General features: G+C 67.5%; 13 protein-coding genes. 6 read left to right on the plus strand and 7 right to left on the minus strand.

Annotated features, from left to right (window positions below):
- Positions 1-36 precede the first annotated feature (36 nt).
- Entirely contained in the window at positions 37-1455 is a 1419-nt protein-coding gene (locus HPS01S_RS07440; RefSeq protein ID WP_066153289.1) for a sensor histidine kinase, read from the plus strand.
- Position 1456: 1 nt separating this feature from the next.
- Here HPS01S_RS07440 and HPS01S_RS07445 read toward each other — a convergent pair whose 3' ends face one another.
- From HPS01S_RS07445 to ppc, 6 genes are all read right to left on the minus strand, one after another.
- The gene (locus tag HPS01S_RS07445; protein ID WP_079365478.1) at positions 1457-2050 is read right to left on the minus strand and encodes a response regulator transcription factor; all 594 of its coding nucleotides are present in this window, start codon (positions 2048-2050) and stop codon (positions 1457-1459) included.
- A 212-nt stretch (positions 2051-2262) separates the two neighbouring features.
- Positions 2263-3558, minus strand: coding sequence for a tryptophan--tRNA ligase (locus tag HPS01S_RS07450; protein WP_066153291.1), 1296 nt, complete (start codon positions 3556-3558; stop codon positions 2263-2265).
- An 18-nt stretch (positions 3559-3576) separates the two neighbouring features.
- Positions 3577-4245 (minus strand): site-2 protease family protein, encoded by a 669-nt coding sequence (locus HPS01S_RS07455; protein ID WP_066153294.1) that lies wholly within the window; start codon positions 4243-4245, stop codon positions 3577-3579.
- Between the two features lie 4 nt (positions 4246-4249).
- On the minus strand, positions 4250-4891 hold the full coding sequence (locus tag HPS01S_RS07460) for an L-threonylcarbamoyladenylate synthase (protein ID WP_066153299.1): 642 nt from the start codon (positions 4889-4891) through the stop codon (positions 4250-4252).
- 102 nt (positions 4892-4993) lie between these two features.
- On the minus strand, positions 4994-5848 hold the full coding sequence (locus HPS01S_RS07465) for a 3',5'-nucleoside bisphosphate phosphatase (RefSeq protein ID WP_066153302.1): 855 nt from the start codon (positions 5846-5848) through the stop codon (positions 4994-4996).
- A 52-nt stretch (positions 5849-5900) separates the two neighbouring features.
- The gene (ppc, locus tag HPS01S_RS07470) at positions 5901-8732 is read right to left on the minus strand and encodes a phosphoenolpyruvate carboxylase (RefSeq protein ID WP_066153305.1); all 2832 of its coding nucleotides are present in this window, start codon (positions 8730-8732) and stop codon (positions 5901-5903) included.
- A gap of 149 nt (positions 8733-8881) precedes the next feature.
- Here ppc and hemC point away from each other — a divergent pair, with 149 nt between their 5' ends.
- Genes hemC through HPS01S_RS07490 form a run of 4 tightly spaced genes read left to right on the plus strand, consistent with a single transcriptional unit; the run spans position 8882 to position 13139 of the window.
- Entirely contained in the window at positions 8882-9838 is a 957-nt protein-coding gene (hemC, locus tag HPS01S_RS07475; protein WP_084397154.1) for a hydroxymethylbilane synthase, read from the plus strand.
- Between the two features lie 3 nt (positions 9839-9841).
- Positions 9842-10687, plus strand: coding sequence for a uroporphyrinogen-III synthase (locus HPS01S_RS07480; protein WP_255284175.1), 846 nt, complete (start codon positions 9842-9844; stop codon positions 10685-10687).
- The gene (locus HPS01S_RS07485) at positions 10684-11826 is read left to right on the plus strand and encodes a uroporphyrinogen-III C-methyltransferase (protein ID WP_066153311.1); all 1143 of its coding nucleotides are present in this window, start codon (positions 10684-10686) and stop codon (positions 11824-11826) included. The genes HPS01S_RS07480 and HPS01S_RS07485 overlap by 4 nt, the downstream gene beginning before the upstream one ends.
- Positions 11826-13139 carry a heme biosynthesis protein HemY gene (locus tag HPS01S_RS07490; protein ID WP_307173347.1) on the plus strand — a complete coding sequence of 438 codons (1314 nt, stop codon included), beginning with the start codon at positions 11826-11828 and terminating at the stop codon, positions 13137-13139. Before HPS01S_RS07485 ends, HPS01S_RS07490 begins: the two co-directional genes overlap by 1 nt.
- Before the next feature lie 103 nt (positions 13140-13242).
- Here HPS01S_RS07490 and HPS01S_RS07495 read toward each other — a convergent pair whose 3' ends face one another.
- Positions 13243-16146, minus strand: coding sequence for an Rne/Rng family ribonuclease (locus tag HPS01S_RS07495; protein WP_066153317.1), 2904 nt, complete (start codon positions 16144-16146; stop codon positions 13243-13245).
- On the opposite strand from HPS01S_RS07495, the gene HPS01S_RS07500 reads away from it, so the two are divergent.
- Positions 16145-16501, plus strand: coding sequence for a hypothetical protein (locus HPS01S_RS07500; RefSeq protein ID WP_066153320.1), 357 nt, complete (start codon positions 16145-16147; stop codon positions 16499-16501). The two genes, HPS01S_RS07495 and HPS01S_RS07500, sit on opposite strands and share 2 nt — an antisense overlap.
- Positions 16502-16629 lie beyond the last annotated feature (128 nt).

A 16629-nucleotide genomic window follows, 5' to 3' on the forward strand; every position in this document is an offset into this window, starting at 1 on the left:
GCGGTGCGACAATGCCATCCACCCAGAGCGCACCACATGCTTGTCGACACCCAGCCCGCCACCTACCAGCACGTACCGGCCACCGCCGAGGTACGAGACCAGTGGGTGAATTCCCGGTTGATTGCCGTGCTCATGGACAACGTGATGTCCACCCTCGGGGCCGCCCTCATGGCCATTCCCCTGGTGGTCTTCATGCTGTGGAACGAGGTCAACCTGTTCGTGCTCCTGGGCTGGGTGATCGCGCTGCTCTTCATGATCGGGTTCCGCTACCGCATGCTGGGCGTCTACCGCCTCAAGTTTGACATTCAGGAAGGCTCGCGGCGCAAGACCTTCATCAGGCGCTACCAGTGGTCCTGGGTGGCCATCGCCTTCCTCTGGGCCAGTGTCGTGCCAATGAGCTACGGACGATCGGGTGTCGGGGTGCAGTTCATCTGCGGGATGCTGGTGATGGGCCAGGGACTGATTTCGCTGGTTTCGTTCAGCCCCTATCTGCCCGTGTTCCGCGTCTACGCCAACACCGTGGTGCTGGTGGTTGCGGGCGCTCTGGTCGCGGCGCCTTTCACGGTGTCCCAGCAGTCGCCCAATGCGATGCCCATTGACACCAGCGCGGGTCTGCTGGTCTTGCTGGTGCTGTTCTGGTGGTTGCTGATGTCTGCCGGCAAACGCCTCAACGAGGTCTACCGTTCCAGCTTCGAGCTCCAGTTTTCAAACCAGGAGCTGATCGACTCCCTGACGCAGCAAACCCGGGCTTCCCTGCGCGCCGTGGCAACCAAGAACCGCTTCCTGGCCTCTGCCGCACACGACCTGCGCCAGCCGGTGCATGCGCTCAGCCTGTACGCCGACTGGCTGGCCACCGAGCCGGAGATGGCGCGCGACATCTCACCGCGCATCCTGCAGTCCACCCGGGCGATCAACGAGCTGTTCGACTCGCTGTTCGACCTCACACGCATCGACGCAGGCAACTACAAGGTGCGGCTCCAGCACGTGAATGTCCAGCAATTGTTCGCCGATCTGTCGCTGCAATTCGCACCGGTTGCTGCGGGCAAGTCGATCCGGTTGCGCACCCACACCCGTCCTGCCGTGATCTGGGCCGATCCTGTGGTGTTGCGGCGCATCCTGGGCAACCTGCTGTCCAATGCCCTCAAGCACACGAGCAAGGGGGGCGTGTTGCTGGGCCTGCGCTACCGCGAGGACATGCTGCTGTTCGAGGTGTGGGACACCGGTGTGGGCATCGCCCGCGAGCACCAGCAGGCCATCTTCCAGGAGTTCTTCCGGGTTTCGCAGCACCATGGCACCGAGGACAGCCTGGGTCTGGGGCTCACCATCGTCTCCAAGCTGGCGACGATGATGGGTTACCAGCTGGCCCTTTCCTCCGAGGCCAACCGGGGCAGCGTGTTCCGGGTGATGATCCCGCTCTACACCCAGCAGCAGGGTGTGCCGGACGTGCCGACCTGAATCACATGTCCAGAAGGCCGGCGGTACGGGCGAGGTGGCTGGCCTGCGAGCGGCTCTTGACGTTCAGGCGGCGGAACAGGCGCCACAGGTGCACCTTGACCGTGTGCTCGCTGATCTGCAGCTGCTCGGCGATGTCGCGGTTGGACAGACCCCGGTCGAGCATGACCAGCAACTGTTTCTGGCGCTTGGATAGCTTCTCGGGAATCGTCGGGGCGTTCTCGTCTTCCGGCTCATCGGCCAGAAATTCGCGCAGCACGCGACCGATCTGCGCCGCTCCGGCCGACTTCTCCACATAGGCGTCGGCGCCGGCTTCGCGGGCCAGGTCCTCGTAGTCGGAAGCCGGGGAAGCCGAGAGCACGATGAGCGAGGTGTCGGGCAGCATCTGGCGGATTTCCCGCACACCCGACACACCATGGGTGTCGGGCAGCTTGAGGTCCAGGCACACCAGTTCGGGCTCGCCGTGTTCGGCGATGGCACGGCTGACGGTCGCCAGACGCTCCAGTTCAATCACCTGGGTCGAGGTCCGCAGGCGGCGAAGCAGCATGACGACGGCCTCGCGCATCAGGGGATGGTCGTCAATGACAAAGATACTCATGGCAAATGCGGTAGGAATAGGTGCTTCGAGGATCCAGCATATAGATATCGACGGTACTTGGCGATACCAATTTGCGCCCCGTTGCAGTCCTTGTTTTTAGTTTTCCCCGGCTCAAGGCGCTGTACGTGAAACTCCAGTCCTCATGCTGCATTGTCTCACCGGGGTCATTTCATGGGGAAAGACGAGGGTTGGATGGGCGGCCAAACCCGGACTCAGGTCACGGTTGCCGCGAAATGCTGCAGGGCCGAGGCGACCTCGGAGGGGCTCCCGGTCACCGACAGCCGGTCCTGAAGAGCCCCAAGTGCGGCCTCTCCCTGCGATTGCAACTGCCGGATGGCGTCCGCCGCGTCCCTCGGAGCCGGGAAACCGGCGCTCTGGATCAGCAGTTTGCCTTGTGCGTCGACCAGCTTGAAGTAGAACTGTCCGTCTTTTTCGCGGTACTGCTTGAAGGCTGGCGCAGCCGCCTTGGTCGCCTTGGTGGTCGATCCGCTGGGCAGATCCGCCAGCGAGCGCAGGCCCACCGCGTGGCGCAGCCGGGCGGTGAATGGCGTCGCGATGGCACGGGCCTTCTCGGCACCCGCCTTGAGGGTCTTCTCAATCTGTGCCGGGTTCTGGATGAGGGCGTCGTAGACCTCGCGCATCGGCGCGATCTCGCGCTCCAGCCGGTCGAACAGCACCTGCTTGGCTTCCCCCCAGGCGATGCCGTCGGCGTAGGCCTGGGCGAGGGCTGCGGTTTCTTCGGCGCTGGCGAAGGCCTGGTAGAGCTGGAACAGGGCCGAGCCTGCTGTGTCCTTGGGCTCGCCCGGCGCCCGCGAGTCGGTCAGGATGCCCATGATGAGCTTGCGCAACTGCTCCTTCGGGGCGAACAGCGGAATCGTGTTGTCGTAGCTCTTGCTCATCTTGCGGCCGTCCAGGCCGGGCAGCAGGGCCACATGGTCCTCGGTCACCGCTTCTGGCAGCGTGAAGTGCTCGCCATAGAGGTGGTTGAAGCTGGAGGCGATGTCGCGCGCCATCTCGATGTGCTGGATCTGGTCGCGGCCCACCGGCACCTGGTGGGCGTTGAACATCAGGATGTCGGCCGCCATCAGCACCGGGTACATGAACAGGCCGGCGGTCACGCCCGCATCCGGGTCCTCGCCGGCTGCGTGGTTCTTGTCGACCGAAGCCTTGTAGGCATGGGCGCGGTTGAGCAGACCCTTGCCCGTGACACAGGTCAGCAGCCAGGTCAGCTCCGGAATCTCGGGGATGTCGGACTGGCGGTAAAAGGTCACCTTCTCGGGGTCCAGGCCGCAGGCCAGCCAGGTAGCCGCGATCTCCAGCGTGGAGCGCTGCACGCGTTCCGGGTCGCCGCCAGTCTTGATGAGCGCGTGGTAGTCGGCCAGGAAGTAGAAATTCTGGGTGTCGGGCAGGCGGCTGGCGCGCACCGTGGGGCGCACGGCGCCGACGTAGTTGCCAAGGTGGGGAGTGCCGGACGTGGTGATGCCGGTCAGGACGCGTTGGAGGCTCATGGACAGTCGGGGAAAAAATCAGAACAGCAGGGCGCGCACGGGTGTCAGCAGCAGCTCAATCAGCGAGTTGGTCAAACCCATCAGCGGGTACATCCAGAGCGAGCCGATCACGCCCATGATGACCAGACCCATCACGATGAAGAATCCCCAGGGTTCGATGCGCGAGACCATCACGGCCTGCTTCCAGGGCAGCAGGCCGACCAGGATGCGGCCACCATCCAGGGGCGGCACTGGAAACAGGTTGAAGGCGAACATCACCAGGTTCACCAGCACGCCAGCGCGGCCCATTTCCAGAAAAAACCGCTCGTCCACACCTAAGAAGATCATCAGGTACAGCGCCAGGGTCCAGCCGATGGCCTGCGCCAGGTTGGCGCCTGGCCCGGCCAGCGCCACCCAGACCATGTCCCGCTTGGGGTTCCTCAGACGCCCGAACTGCACCGGCACCGGCTTGGCGTAGCCGAACAGGAAGGCCCCGGACGTCGCGAAATACAGCACCAGTGGCATGAGGATCGTGCCGATCGGGTCGATGTGTTTGATCGGGTTGAGCGTGATGCGGCCCAGCTTCCAGGCGGTGTCATCGCCGAAGTGCCGGGCGGCGTAGCCGTGGGCCGCCTCGTGCACCGTGATGGCGAACAGCACGGGCAGGGCGTAGATGGCGACGGTTTGAACGATCTGGGCGAAATCCATCGGCCTATTGTCCCAGACCCAGGATTTGCAGCTCCCCGCGGCCCTCGCGCACCACCTCGGGCTCGCCACCGGCGCCCATCGCGGTCAGGTCGATCACGGTGGTGGGTTCCAGAGCGCAAGCGCCCGCATCGATCACGCCGTCGACCTCGCGTTCAAAGCGCTCGCGGATCTCGCTGGCGTCGTTCATCGGGTCGCTTTCGCCCGGTGCGATCAGCGTGGTGGCCAGCAGCGGGGCGTTGTGCAGGTCCAGCAGCGCCAGCAGGGCAGCGTGCTGCGGCACACGCAGCCCGATGGTCTTGCGCGAGGGGTGGCTCACCCGCCGGGGCACCTCCTTGCTGGCTTCGAGGATGAAGGTGTAGGGCCCCGGCGTGGCCAGCTTCAGCAGCCGGTACTGCCGGTTGTCAACCTTGGCGTAGCTGGAGAGCTGGCTCAGGTCGCGGCAGAGCAGGGTCAGGTGGTGCTTGTCGTCGACCTGGCGGATGCGGCGCAGCCGGTCGGCCGCAGCCTTGTCGTCCAGGTGGCAGGCCAAGGCGTAGCTGGAGTCGGTCGGCACGGCGAGCACGCCGCCCCGTTCAAGCAATTGCACCGCCTGCTTGAGCAGTCGCGGCTGGGGGTTGTCGGGGTGGACTTCAAAGAACTGGGACATGACGCGATTGTGCGCTGGACAGAGCGTGGTTTCAGCCTTGCGGTGGCAGCCAGGCCAAGCCCACAACGGCGCAATGGCCGTGGACAACCGGAAGCGCAGCCGTCACTGGATGCGCGATTCGAGCAGGGACCAGACCGGCGTGACGCCGCCCGGCAGGTCGGGCAGCTTGCCCAGGTCGGTGTGGCTTTCGTCGGGGCTGTGGAAGTCGCTGCCGCGCGAGGCCAGCAGATCGAACTCGCTGCAGAACTCGGCGTATTTCACATAGTCGGCCTGGCTGTGGGCGCCAGTGACCACCTCGACACCACGGCCCCCGTGCGTGCGGAACTCGTTGAACAGCGCGAATTCTTCGTTGGCGGTGAACTTGTAGCGGGCGGGATGAGCGATCACTGCGACACCACCGGCGCCGGTGATCCACTTCACCGCATCACCCAGGTTGGCCCAACGGTGCGGCACGAACCCGGGCTTGCCCTCTGCCAGGTACTTGCGGAACACGGCGTTGGTGTCGGGGCAATGGCCTGACTCGACGATATAGCGGGCGAAGTGGCTGCGCGAGATCAGGTCGGGGTTGCCGACGTATTTCATCGCGCCTTCGAAGGCGCCGGGGATGCCCGCGCGCGCCAGCTCCACACCCATCTGCCGGGCGCGTTCCTCGCGGCCGCCACGGGTCTGGCGCAGCCCGTTGACCAGCGCCCGATCGGTGGGATCGAAGCCCAGCCCGACGATGTGCACCGTGACGTTGGCGAACGTGACCGAGATTTCGGTGCCGGTGAGGTAGGGCAGACCCACCTGCCGGGCCGCCGCTGCCGCGCGCTCCTGACCGCCGACCTCGTCGTGGTCGGTCAGCGCCCAGAGTTCGACGCCATTGGTCTTGGCCCGGGGCGCGAGCTCCTCGGGCATGAGCGTGCCATCCGAGACAACGGAGTGGCAGTGCAGGTCGGCGTTGGTCAAATGGGTCACCTGATCATTTTAGTGGCCGCCCTCTGCCCCCGCTGTCGTCGCGGGGATGGCCTCAGCCGGTGTTCCGCAGACCGGCTGCGATGCCGTTGATCGAGAGGTGGATGCCCCGGCGCACCTTCTCATCCTCGTTGTCCAGATCACCCGACCGGTGGCGTTGTACCAGTTCGACCTGCAGGTGGTGCAGCGGGTCGATGTAGGGGAAGCGGTGGCGCACCGAGCGCTGCAGGGCTTCGTTGTTGGCCAGCCGCTGCTTCTCGCCGGTGATCAGGGTCAGGGCTTCGGCCGTGCGGTGCCACTCGGCCTCGATGGCGTCGAACACCTTCTTGCGCAGCTTCTTGTCCTCGACCAGCTCGGCGTAGCGCGTGGCCAAGGCCAAGTCACTCTTGGCCATCACCATGTCCATGTTGGACAGCAGGGTGCTGAAGAAGGGCCATTGCTTGAACATCTTCTGCAGCAGCTCCTTGCGCTGGGTCTGGCCCTTGGCGCCGCCGCCCTTGAGGAAAGCCTGGACGGCCGAACCGAAGCCGTACCAGCCGGGCAGCGTCAGGCGGCACTGGCCCCAGCTGAAGCCCCAGGGGATGGCCCGCAGGTCTTCGATCTTCTGCGTCGCCTTGCGCGAAGCGGGGCGCGAGCCGATGTTGAGTTCGGCGATTTCGCGGATCGGTGTCGCGGCGAAGAAGTACTCGGGGAAGCGCGGCGTGTCGTAAACCAGCGCGCGGTAGGCCTTCATGCTCGCGATGGACAGCTCGGCGGCGGCGTCCAGGAAGGCCTTGGGCGCGTTGCGCGTGGGCTGCAGCAGCGTGGCCTCCAGCGTGGCAGCGACCAGGGTTTCGAGGTTGCGCCGGCCGATCTCGGGGTTGGCGTATTTCGAGCCGATGACCTCGCCCTGTTCGGTCAGACGGATCTGGCCGCGCACCGTGCCCGGTGGCTGGGCCAGGATGGCCTGGTAGCTCGGACCGCCGCCACGGCCCACGGTGCCGCCGCGACCGTGGAACATGCGCAGACCGATGGTCTTCTCGGCCCCCGCGTTGAGGTGGTCGAACAGCTCGACCAGCGCGATCTCAGCACGGTAGAGCTCCCAGTTGCTGGTGAAGATGCCGCCGTCCTTGTTGCTGTCGGAGTAGCCGAGCATGATGTCCTGCTCGCCATAGCCGTCGGCCGCGCCGCGCAGCACCATCTCGCGCACGCCCGGCAGTGCGTAGTACTCGCGCATGATGGGTGCGGCGTTGCGCAGGTCTTCGATGGTCTCAAACAGCGGCACGACGATCAGTTCGGCCACCGCGTTTTCGGACAGCAGGCCGTGGACCAGTCCGACTTCTTTCTGCAGCAGCAGGACTTCGAGCAGGTCGCTGACTGTTTCGGTGTGGCTGATGATGGCGTGTCGGATCGCCGCATTGCCGTAGCGCTGTCGTGCCAGGCGCGCGGTTTCGAATATGGCCAGCTCGCTCTGCGCGTGGGCCGAGTAGTCGACGCCAGGCACCCGCAGCGGCCGCGCGTCGTTGAGCTGTTTCAGCAGCAGGGTGCGTTTGGCGTTTTCGTCGAGGGCGCTGTAGTCCGGCTCGATGCGGGCCGTGGCCAGCAGTTCGGCCACCACCTCTTCGTGTTTGTCGGAGCTCTGGCGCAGGTCCACCGTGGCGAGGTGAAAGCCGAACACCTCCACCGCACGGATCAGCGGCCGCAGGCGGCCGCGCACCAGGTGGGCGCCGTGGTGCGCCAGCAGCGAGGCTTCGATGGTGCGCAGGTCGGCCAGCAGCTCTTCGGGGCCGCTGTAGGGGTCCTGCGGTGCGATGGCATGCCGTGCCGCTTCGCCGCCGGTGAGCGTCTGCAGGGTGGCGGCCAGACGTGCGTACATGCCGGTGAGGGCGCGGCGGTAGGGTTCGTCCTGGCGGTGGGCGTTGCGGTCGGGCGAGCGCTCGGCCAGCGCCTGCATCGCGGGCGAGACCTGGGCGAGGATGGCCGACACAGACAGTTCGGCGCCGAGCAGGTGGATCTGGGTCAGGTGGTGGCGCAGCACCATCTCGCACTGGCTGCGCAAGGCCAGGTCCAGCGTGGGTGCGGTGACATTGGGGTTGCCGTCGCGGTCGCCGCCGATCCACTGGCCCATGCGCAGGAAGGGCGCGAGGCCCTCGGCCGCAGCCTCGCCGAGCCCCTCTTCGAGGTCGCGGTAGATGCGTGGGATCTCGCTCAGGAAGGTGGCCTGGTAGTAGCTGAGCGCGTTCTCGATCTCGTCGGCCACGGTGAGCTTGGTGTAGCGCAACAGGCGGGTCTGCCACAGCTGCGTGACGCGGGCGCGCAGCTGCAGCTCGTTGTCGGCCAGCTCGCGCGGCAGCAGGTGGTCGCGCTCGGCCAGCAGGCGGGCGATGTCGCGCTCGGCGTCCAGGATGCTCTTGCGCTGCACCTCGGTGGGGTGGGCTGTGAGCACGGGGGAAATGTGCGCTTCGGCCAGGGTCTGCACGATCTGCGGCGGCGCGATGCCGGCCTTGTGCAGACGTTGCAGGGTCATGGCCAGGCTGCCGGGCTGCACATCGCCTGCGCGCTCGTGGATGGCGCGGCGGCGGATGTGGTGGCGGTCCTCGGCCAGGTTGGCCAGGTGGCTGAAGTAGGTGAAGGCGCGGATCACGCTGACCGTCTGCTGGCCCGACAGACCCTTGAGCAGCTTCTTGAGCGTCTTGTCGGCCGATTCGTCGGCGTGCCGGCGAAACGCCACCGAGAGCTGGCGGATCAGCTCGATCAGTTCGAACATCGCCTTTCCCTCCTGTTCCCGGATCACATCACCCAGGATGCGGCCCAGCAGGCGAATGTCTTCGACCAGGGGCAGGTCCTTGTCGGCGCTGGCACGGCTGCGGGATGCGGGGGCTGCTTTGCGGGCGGGGGAGGGGCTCATGCGGGGTGGTGGCGAGGGGATGCCGAGAGAGGTATTGCTGAAATTTTGGGCAGGGGCCATGCTAGCATCCAAAGTTCCCCGCACCGTTACCAACGGGGTACGAAAACGCCGGTTCCGGCCTGATCTTTTTTTGATAGTGCACCGTGTCCATTTCAATCCCGCCCGCCCCGCTTGACATCACGATCGCCACGCGGGAGAGCCGTCTGGCGCTGTGGCAGGCCGAGCACGTCAAGGCGCTCTTGCAATCTCTGGGCCACCGCGTGACGCTGCTGGGCATGACGACCCAGGGCGACCAGATCCTGGATCGCAGCCTGTCCAAGGTGGGTGGCAAGGGTTTGTTCGTGAAGGAGCTGGAGGTGGCGCTGCAAGAGCGGCGGGCCGACATCGCCGTGCACTCGCTCAAGGACGTGCCGATGGACCTGCCCGACGGGTTCGCCCTGGCCTGTGTGATGGAGCGCGAAGACCCGCGCGATGCCTGGGTGTCCGCCTCCTGTGCCTCGCTGGCCGACCTGCCCAGGGACGGGGTGGTCGGTACGTCCAGCCTGCGCCGTCTGGTGTTGCTGCGCGAGGCGCTGGACCGTCTGGGCCGGCAGGACGTGCGCATCGAACCGCTGCGCGGCAACCTCGACACCCGCCTGCGCAAACTCGACGAAGGCCAGTACCACGCCATCGTGCTGGCGGCCGCAGGTCTCAAGCGTCTGGGCCTGTCTTCGCGCATCCGCGGCATCTTCGACCCCGAACAGTCGCTGCCCGCCGCCGGGCAGGGCGCGCTGGGCATCGAGATTCGCAGCGACCGCACCGATCTGATGCAGGCCCTTGCGCCGCTGGTGCATATGCCCACTTGGTTGCGCGTGGCGGCCGAACGCACGGTTTCCCGCACCATGGGCGGCAGCTGCTCGATGCCGCTGGCCGCCTATGCCCGCTGGGACGCCGAGGCGCCGCAGACCCTGCGCCTGGACGCCGCCTGGGGCGATCCCGAGGGGCGCTTGGCGGTGGTGAGGGTGCAGGAGCAGGCGCGCGTCGAGACGCTCGAACAGGCGGAGTCCCTGGGTCACCGGGTGGCGCAGGCCCTGCGCGCCGGTGGTGCCCGCGCAGCGGGAGGCTGAGCCTTGGCCGGGCACGCGGCCGTGCCGTCCCGCTGGTCCCGGGTGATCGTGACGCGGCCCGCCGGCGAAGCCGGTGCATGGGTGGCGGCGCTGCAGGCCCGGGGGTGGGCGGCGCACAGCCTGCCCCTGATCGACATCGGCGCGCCGCGCGACCCGCAGGTGCTGGCTCGGCTGCGCGACGCGCAGGCGCACTGGAGCCGATGGGACGCCCTGATGTTCGTGAGTGCCGCGGCGGTGCAGCACTTTTTCGACGGTGTGGTTCCTGATGCCGGGACGCATCGGGCAGGCACACGGTTCTGGGCGCCGGGGCCGGGCACGGCGCGAACGCTCTCGATGGCCTTGCAGCGTCTCGGCCTGGGGCCCGAGCGGATCGACCAGCCACCGGCCGATGCACTGCAGTTCGATTCCGAGCATCTGTGGCCTGTGGTGTCGTCTCAGGCGAAGCCTGGTGCCCGTTTGCTGGTGGTGCGGGGCGTGTCCACCTCGGCCGACGGCGTGCCCACGGGTGGGACCGAGGGCAGTGGGCGCGAGTGGCTGATGGAGCAGTGCCGCGCACGCGGGGCCGCGGTTGAGGCCTGCGCCGCCTACGAACGGCATGCTCCCCGGTGGACCCCGTCCGACCGGGCCCTGGCAGAGCAGGATGCCCTCTGGCTCTTCAGCAGTTCAGAGGCTGTGGCCCATCTGCGGACGGCGATGCCAGCGGCCGACTGGTCCCGCGCCGGGGCCTTGTGCACCCACGAACGGATCGCGGCGGCGGCGCGGGCGGCGGGCTTTGTACACGTGTACACCAGCCGCCCGTCATTGCCCGATGTGTTGGTCGCCCTAGAATCGGTGCGGAGCCCGATATGAGCAACGACACTCCCGAACCTTCCCCCGCTGCGCCGACCCCGGTTCTTCCCGTGGTGACCACCGGCTCAGGCTCCCCTGCACCTGCCCGGCGCGGTGGGGTCTGGCTGGGCGCGCTGGCGCTGCTGCTGGCAGTGCTGACGCTGATGATGGCCGGCCTGCTGTGGCAGAAGGTGGATTTCACCCAGAAGGAACTGGCGCGCCGCACCCAGGTCAGCGAAACCCAGTCGTCGGAAACACGGACGGTGGCAGCGCAGGCCGAGGCCCAGGTCAAGGAACTGCAGGCGCGTCTGGCGGTGGCCGAGGTCCGCCTGTCCGAGGTCAGTCTGCAGCGCTCCCAGCTCGAAGAGCTGATGCTGGCGCTGTCCCGGTCCCGGGACGACAACCTGGTGCAGGATCTGGAGTCCTCCCTGCGCCTGGCCCAGCAACAGTCTCAGCTCACTGGCAGCGTGCAGCCGTTGCTCGCGGCCCTGCAGTCGGCCGATGAGCGCATCGCCCGTGCCGCGCAGCCGCGGCTGAACCCGGTCCAGCGCGCCATTGCGCGCGATGTGCAGCGCATCCGCAGCACCTCGGTGGCCGATGTGCCCTCGCTGGTACAGCGGCTGGACGAGCTGGTGCAACGGGTGGACCAGTGGCCGGTGCCCAACGACGTCGGCCCCCGTTCACCGGCGGCACGCAAGGCGTCTGGCTCCGGCAGCGCCTCGACAGCATCCGCGAACCCTGCCGAACCTGCCGCGCCCGCGGCCGGCGGCTGGGACCGCGCGGTGCAGACCTGGTCCGGCTTCTGGTCGCGCGTGTGGGAGGAAACCACCCGCAGCGGACGGGAGCTGGTGCGGGTGAGCCGCATCGACCGGCCCGAAGCGGTGCTGCTGGCGCCGGAGCAGGCGTTCTTCCTCCGGGAGAACCTCAAGCTGCGGCTGCTCAACGCGCGGCTGGGCCTGCTGGCCCGCCAGATGGACGCGGTGCAGGACGACCTCAAGACCATTGATGCGGCGCTCGCCCGCCACTTCGACACCACCGCTCCCGACGTGGCCGCCGCACAGGCCGCTGTCACGCAGCTGCGCGCCGAACTGGTGCTCACCGAATGGCCCCGGCCCGAAGAGAGCCTGGCGGCGCTCGCGGTGGCCGCGGGAGGACGCTGATGAACGGGCCGCGGCGCCAGCGGGGTGCGATGCGCAATGTCTTCTGGTTGCTGGGTCTGGCCGCCCTGGCGGTGGCGCTGGCCCTGCTGACCGGACAGAACCAGGCCATGGTGAGCCTGTTCTGGCCGCCCTACCGGTTCGATGTCTCGTTCAACTTTGTCCTGTTCTGCCTGGTAGCGGGTTTCGTGCTGCTGTACCTGGCCCTGCGGGCATTGAGCATGTTCCGCGAGCTGCCCCGCCAGGCGCAGCGCTGGCGCAGCCAGCAGATGGAGCGGGCGGCGGTCGGCGCGCTGATGGACGCCTTGTCCAACCAGATCGCGGGCCGGTTTGTCCGGGCGCAGGCGGCCGGGCTGTCGGCGCTGGAGCAGCTCAACAGCCACCCGGCGGCCCAGTGGCCACGGCGTGGACAACTCCAGCTGCTGGCCCACCTGCTGGTGGCCGAAGCGGCGCAATCGCTGCAGAACCGCCGCACCCGCGACGAGCACCTGCAGGAGGCCCTGCATCCGAAGCTGGCCAAGGAGTCGGCCGAGGCCCGCGAAGGTGCCCTGATGCGGGCGGTCCGCTGGGCGGTCGAAGACCGTGACCTCCAGGCGGCCCGCAGCCACCTGGACGAACTTCCCCAGGGAGCGTCCCGCCGCATCCAGACGCTGCGCCTGAAGCTTCGGGTGGCGCGTCTGGGGGGAGCGACCGCCGAGGCACTGGAAACAGCGCGTCTGCTCGCCAAGCACCGCGCCTTTTCGCCAGAGGCCTCGCGCAGCATCGTGCGTGGTCTGGCGCTGGATGCGCTGCGCGAGGCGCACGACCTGGCCCAGCTGCAATCCGTGTGGTCGCGCCTGGATGCGTCCGAGCGTGCCATGCCCGAGCTGATCCTGGCGGCAGTGGAGCGTGCCCATCGGCTGGTGGCCCTGGCGCCTGACGAAGACATGGCAGCACAGGCCCACGAATTGACCGGTGGCTGGCTGGAACCCGTCTGGCAGGGATTTGCTGCACTGGATGAGGGCTTGCAGCACAAGCTGGCGCTGGCAATGGAACCCGGGCTGATGCGGCTGGACGCCACGGGGCTGGCGCGTCTCGAACAGAGCCAGCGGCAGTGGCCCAACAACGCCTACCTGCAGTACCTCACCGGTCAGGCCTGCCGGCAGCGCCAGCTCTGGGGCAAGGCGTCCCAGTTGCTGGGCCAGGCCAGCCACAGCCTGCACGAGCCGGCCCTGCTGCGCCGTACGTGGTGTGCCCTGGCGTTGCTGGCGGAGGAACGCCAGGACCAGGCGGGTGCCCAGGCCGCGTGGAAGCGGGCGGCGCTGCTGGGCGACTGAAGCTGGCGGGCTGGTTTGCCCGCTGCCTTGCAGCCACCATTGACACAAAGAAAAAGCCGACCTCAGGGTCGGCTTTTTCTTTGCTGGGAACCTGAGTCCGTGATCAGCGGTTCTCGAACGGGAGGCTCACATCGCGCAGGTCCTTGCGGGTCTCCACCAGCACCAGCGGGCCTTCATCGACCAGCACCACCGGCCTGGGTTCGCGGGGCACATGGATCGGCTTGGGCTCGGCAGCGATGGCGGCCTGGATCTCGGCGACCTTTGCTGCATCCGAATTGACCCATTCGAGCCCGCTGGCCTGTGCCACGCGGTGCAGGTCGTCCATCGACAACGTGTACGGCACGACCTTGGGCATGCCGGCGGTTGCCGCCGCGACCGAAGGCGCGGGGGCGGCGGGAGCCACCACATCAGGAATCACCGCGACCGGTTCGGCCACCACCACGGGCGCGGGCTCGACCTGTGACGGCGCTGCGCTGGCGGGCTGGGTGAAGTAGCTGCGCACCGGGCGTTGCTCGTCCTGCTGGTCGGCGGCCACCGGGGCCACCGGCTCCGCACCTGCGGGGACGTCTTCCCTGTTTTCACCGTCACGAGGCGCGCGCTCGCGGCGGTCGCGGCCATAGCGGTCGCGGCTGCGGCGTTCGCGCGGCGCGCGGGGTGCGGCGGCATCGCCTTCCGCCATCTCTGCGGGCGCTGCCTCGGACGGCTCCGAGGTCATCGCGTCAGCAGGGGCTGCGTTGAGCAGCGCGGTGTCCGCCACGCCTTGTGATGCGTTGTCGCCGGGCTCCTGCCCCTGGCGCCGGCGGTTGTCACCACGGCCACCACGGCGTTCGCGGCGAGCGCCTTCGGCGGCGGCCTCAGGTGCTTCACCTGCCGGCGTGGTGGAGACCTGTCCTTCCAGTGCGGTGCTGTCGGCGACCTGGTCCTGGCGGTTGTCCCGGCGGTTGTCGCGACGACCTCCGTTGCGACCCTGTCCCTCGGCGCGTTCACCCCGCGGTTCGCCGCTGCGACCCTCGGCGCGGTGGTCACCACGGCGGCCTTCACCATTGCCGCGGCCCTGGATCTCGGTGCGCTCTCCCCGGTTTTCGCTGCGGGGCGGGCGATTGCCCTGGCGCTCGCCGCGGTCACCGCGACCTTCGCCATTGCGGCCACCACGACCACGGCCGTCCCTGGACGACTTGCCTTCGCCGCGATCTGTCTTCGGCGCCTCAGCAGCGGCCGGTGCCGGAGCAGGCGTCACTGGTGCTGCAGCGGGTGCCATGCCGAACAGGCTCTTGAGCCAGCCAAAGAAGCCTTTTTCGGCGGGGGCGGCGGCACGCGCTGGCGCGGGCTCGACCACCACCGCAGGGGACGCGACCACCGGTGCGGGCGCAGCCACCTCGGGCTTGGGCGCAGCCACTGGTGCCGGGCCGTCGGGCAGCACACCCTTGATCACCGGCTCCTGCTTGTTGGTGCGCTCCTGGCTGCGGCGCGTGAAGCTGGCCACATCGTCCACTTCCTCGGCCAGCTTGTAGCTGGAGTCGAGGTTGTCCAGGCGCGGATCGTCGTGCTTGAGACGCTCGAGCTTGTAGTTCGGCGTGTCCAGCGACTTGTTGGGCACCAACAGCACGTTGATGCGCTGCTTGAGTTCGATCTTGGTGATCTCGGTGCGCTTCTCGTTGAGCAGGAAGCTGGCCACTTCAACAGGCACCTGCACCAGTACGGCGGCCGTGCTGTCCTTGAGTGACTCTTCCTGGATCACGCGCAGGATCTGCAGCGCCGAGCTTTCGGTGTCGCGGATGTGGCCGGAACCGCCGCAGCGCGGGCAGGGGATGGACGAGCCTTCGCTGAGCGTGGGCTTCAGGCGCTGGCGGCTCATTTCGAGCAGGCCGAACTTACTGATGGAGCCGAACTGCACGCGGGCGCGGTCCTGGCGCAGCGCGTCGCGCAGGCGGTTCTCGACCTCGCGGCGGTTCTTCGACTCTTCCATGTCGATGAAGTCGATCACGATCAGGCCGCCCAGGTCGCGCAGGCGGGCCTGGCGCGCCACTTCGTCGGCGGCTTCCAGGTTGGTGCGGGTGGCGGTTTCCTCGATGTCGCCGCCCTTGATGGCGCGCGCCGAGTTCACGTCCACCGCCACCAGCGCTTCGGTCTGGTCGATCACGATGGCGCCACCGCTGGGCAGCTGCACGATGCGGCTGTAGGCGGTCTCGATCTGGTGTTCGATCTGGAAGCGGCTGAACAGCGGCGCGTCGTCGCGGTAGCGCTTGACGCGGTGGCCGTGCTCCGGCATCACGTGGCTCATGAACTGGTGAGCCTGTTCGTAGATGTCATCGGTGTCGATCAGGATCTCGCCGATGTCGCTGTTGAAGTAGTCGCGGATGGCGCGGATCACCAAGCTCGACTCCTGGTAGATCAGGAAGGCGCCCTTGCCGCCCTTGGCGGCGCCGTCGATGGCGTTCCACAGCTTGAGCAGGTAGTTCAGGTCCCACTGCAGTTCGGCCGCCTCGCGGCCGATACCGGCGGTGCGGGCGATGATGCTCATGCCGTTGGGGTATTCGAGCTGGTCCAGGGCCTGTTTGAGTTCCTGGCGGTCCTCTCCCTCGATGCGGCGGCTGACGCCGCCACCGCGCGGGTTGTTGGGCATCAGCACCACATAGCGGCCGGCCAGGCTCACGAAGGTGGTGAGGGCTGCGCCCTTGTTGCCGCGTTCTTCCTTCTCGACCTGGACCAGCAGTTCCTGGCCTTCCTTGATCACGTCGTTGATGCGGGCCTGGGAGGGCGAGGCATTGCCCTGGAAGTACTGCTTGGAAATTTCCTTGAACGGCAGGAAGCCGTGGCGGTCTTCGCCGTAATCGACGAAGCAGGCTTCGAGCGAGGGCTCGACGCGGGTGACGACGGCCTTGTAGATGTTGCCCTTGCGCTGTTCGCGCCCTTCGATTTCGATTTCGTAGTCGAGCAGTTTCTGCCCGTCCACGATCGCCAGGCGGCGCTCTTCGGCCTGCGTGGCGTTGATCAGCATGCGCTTCATGTTGCGTTTCCTTTTCACTGTCGCTGACAAGGCGCGCGGACAGGCCGCACACCAGGATGCCGTGAGCCAGCGAAAGAACGCGAACGGGAGGAATTGCCGGAGAGCCGTTGACCCGGTGATGTCCCGACTGCATCGGGTGGTCTGTCGGCAGGGGCTGTGCGCACAGCGGCGCGCCAAGGCCCTGCGGCCGGGTCAGGGCGTAGGCGCGTGGATGTGGGTGAGCAGGCAGGGCATGACGGATGTCGTTGACATGGATCTTGCCGTTTCGGTCACTGTCTTCACTTTGTCCTCGGTCAGCCGCACCAGCCCGCCTGTGGCGTTGCAAGAAGGGCTGACCGATTGGGGTATTCCGTAATCTGGTTCGCTACTCTTTTGTCGGCTCTCCTGTGGCTTCCATCCGGATCGTTTCCCGCCATGGAGACGTCTGGGACGTCGTGCGCAGGATGGTTCGAGCCGGGTGCCACAGGTGGCACGGGTCGTCAA

Source organism: Hydrogenophaga pseudoflava NBRC 102511 (assembly GCF_001592285.1).
Classification (GTDB): Bacteria; Pseudomonadota; Gammaproteobacteria; order Burkholderiales; family Burkholderiaceae_C; genus Hydrogenophaga; species Hydrogenophaga pseudoflava.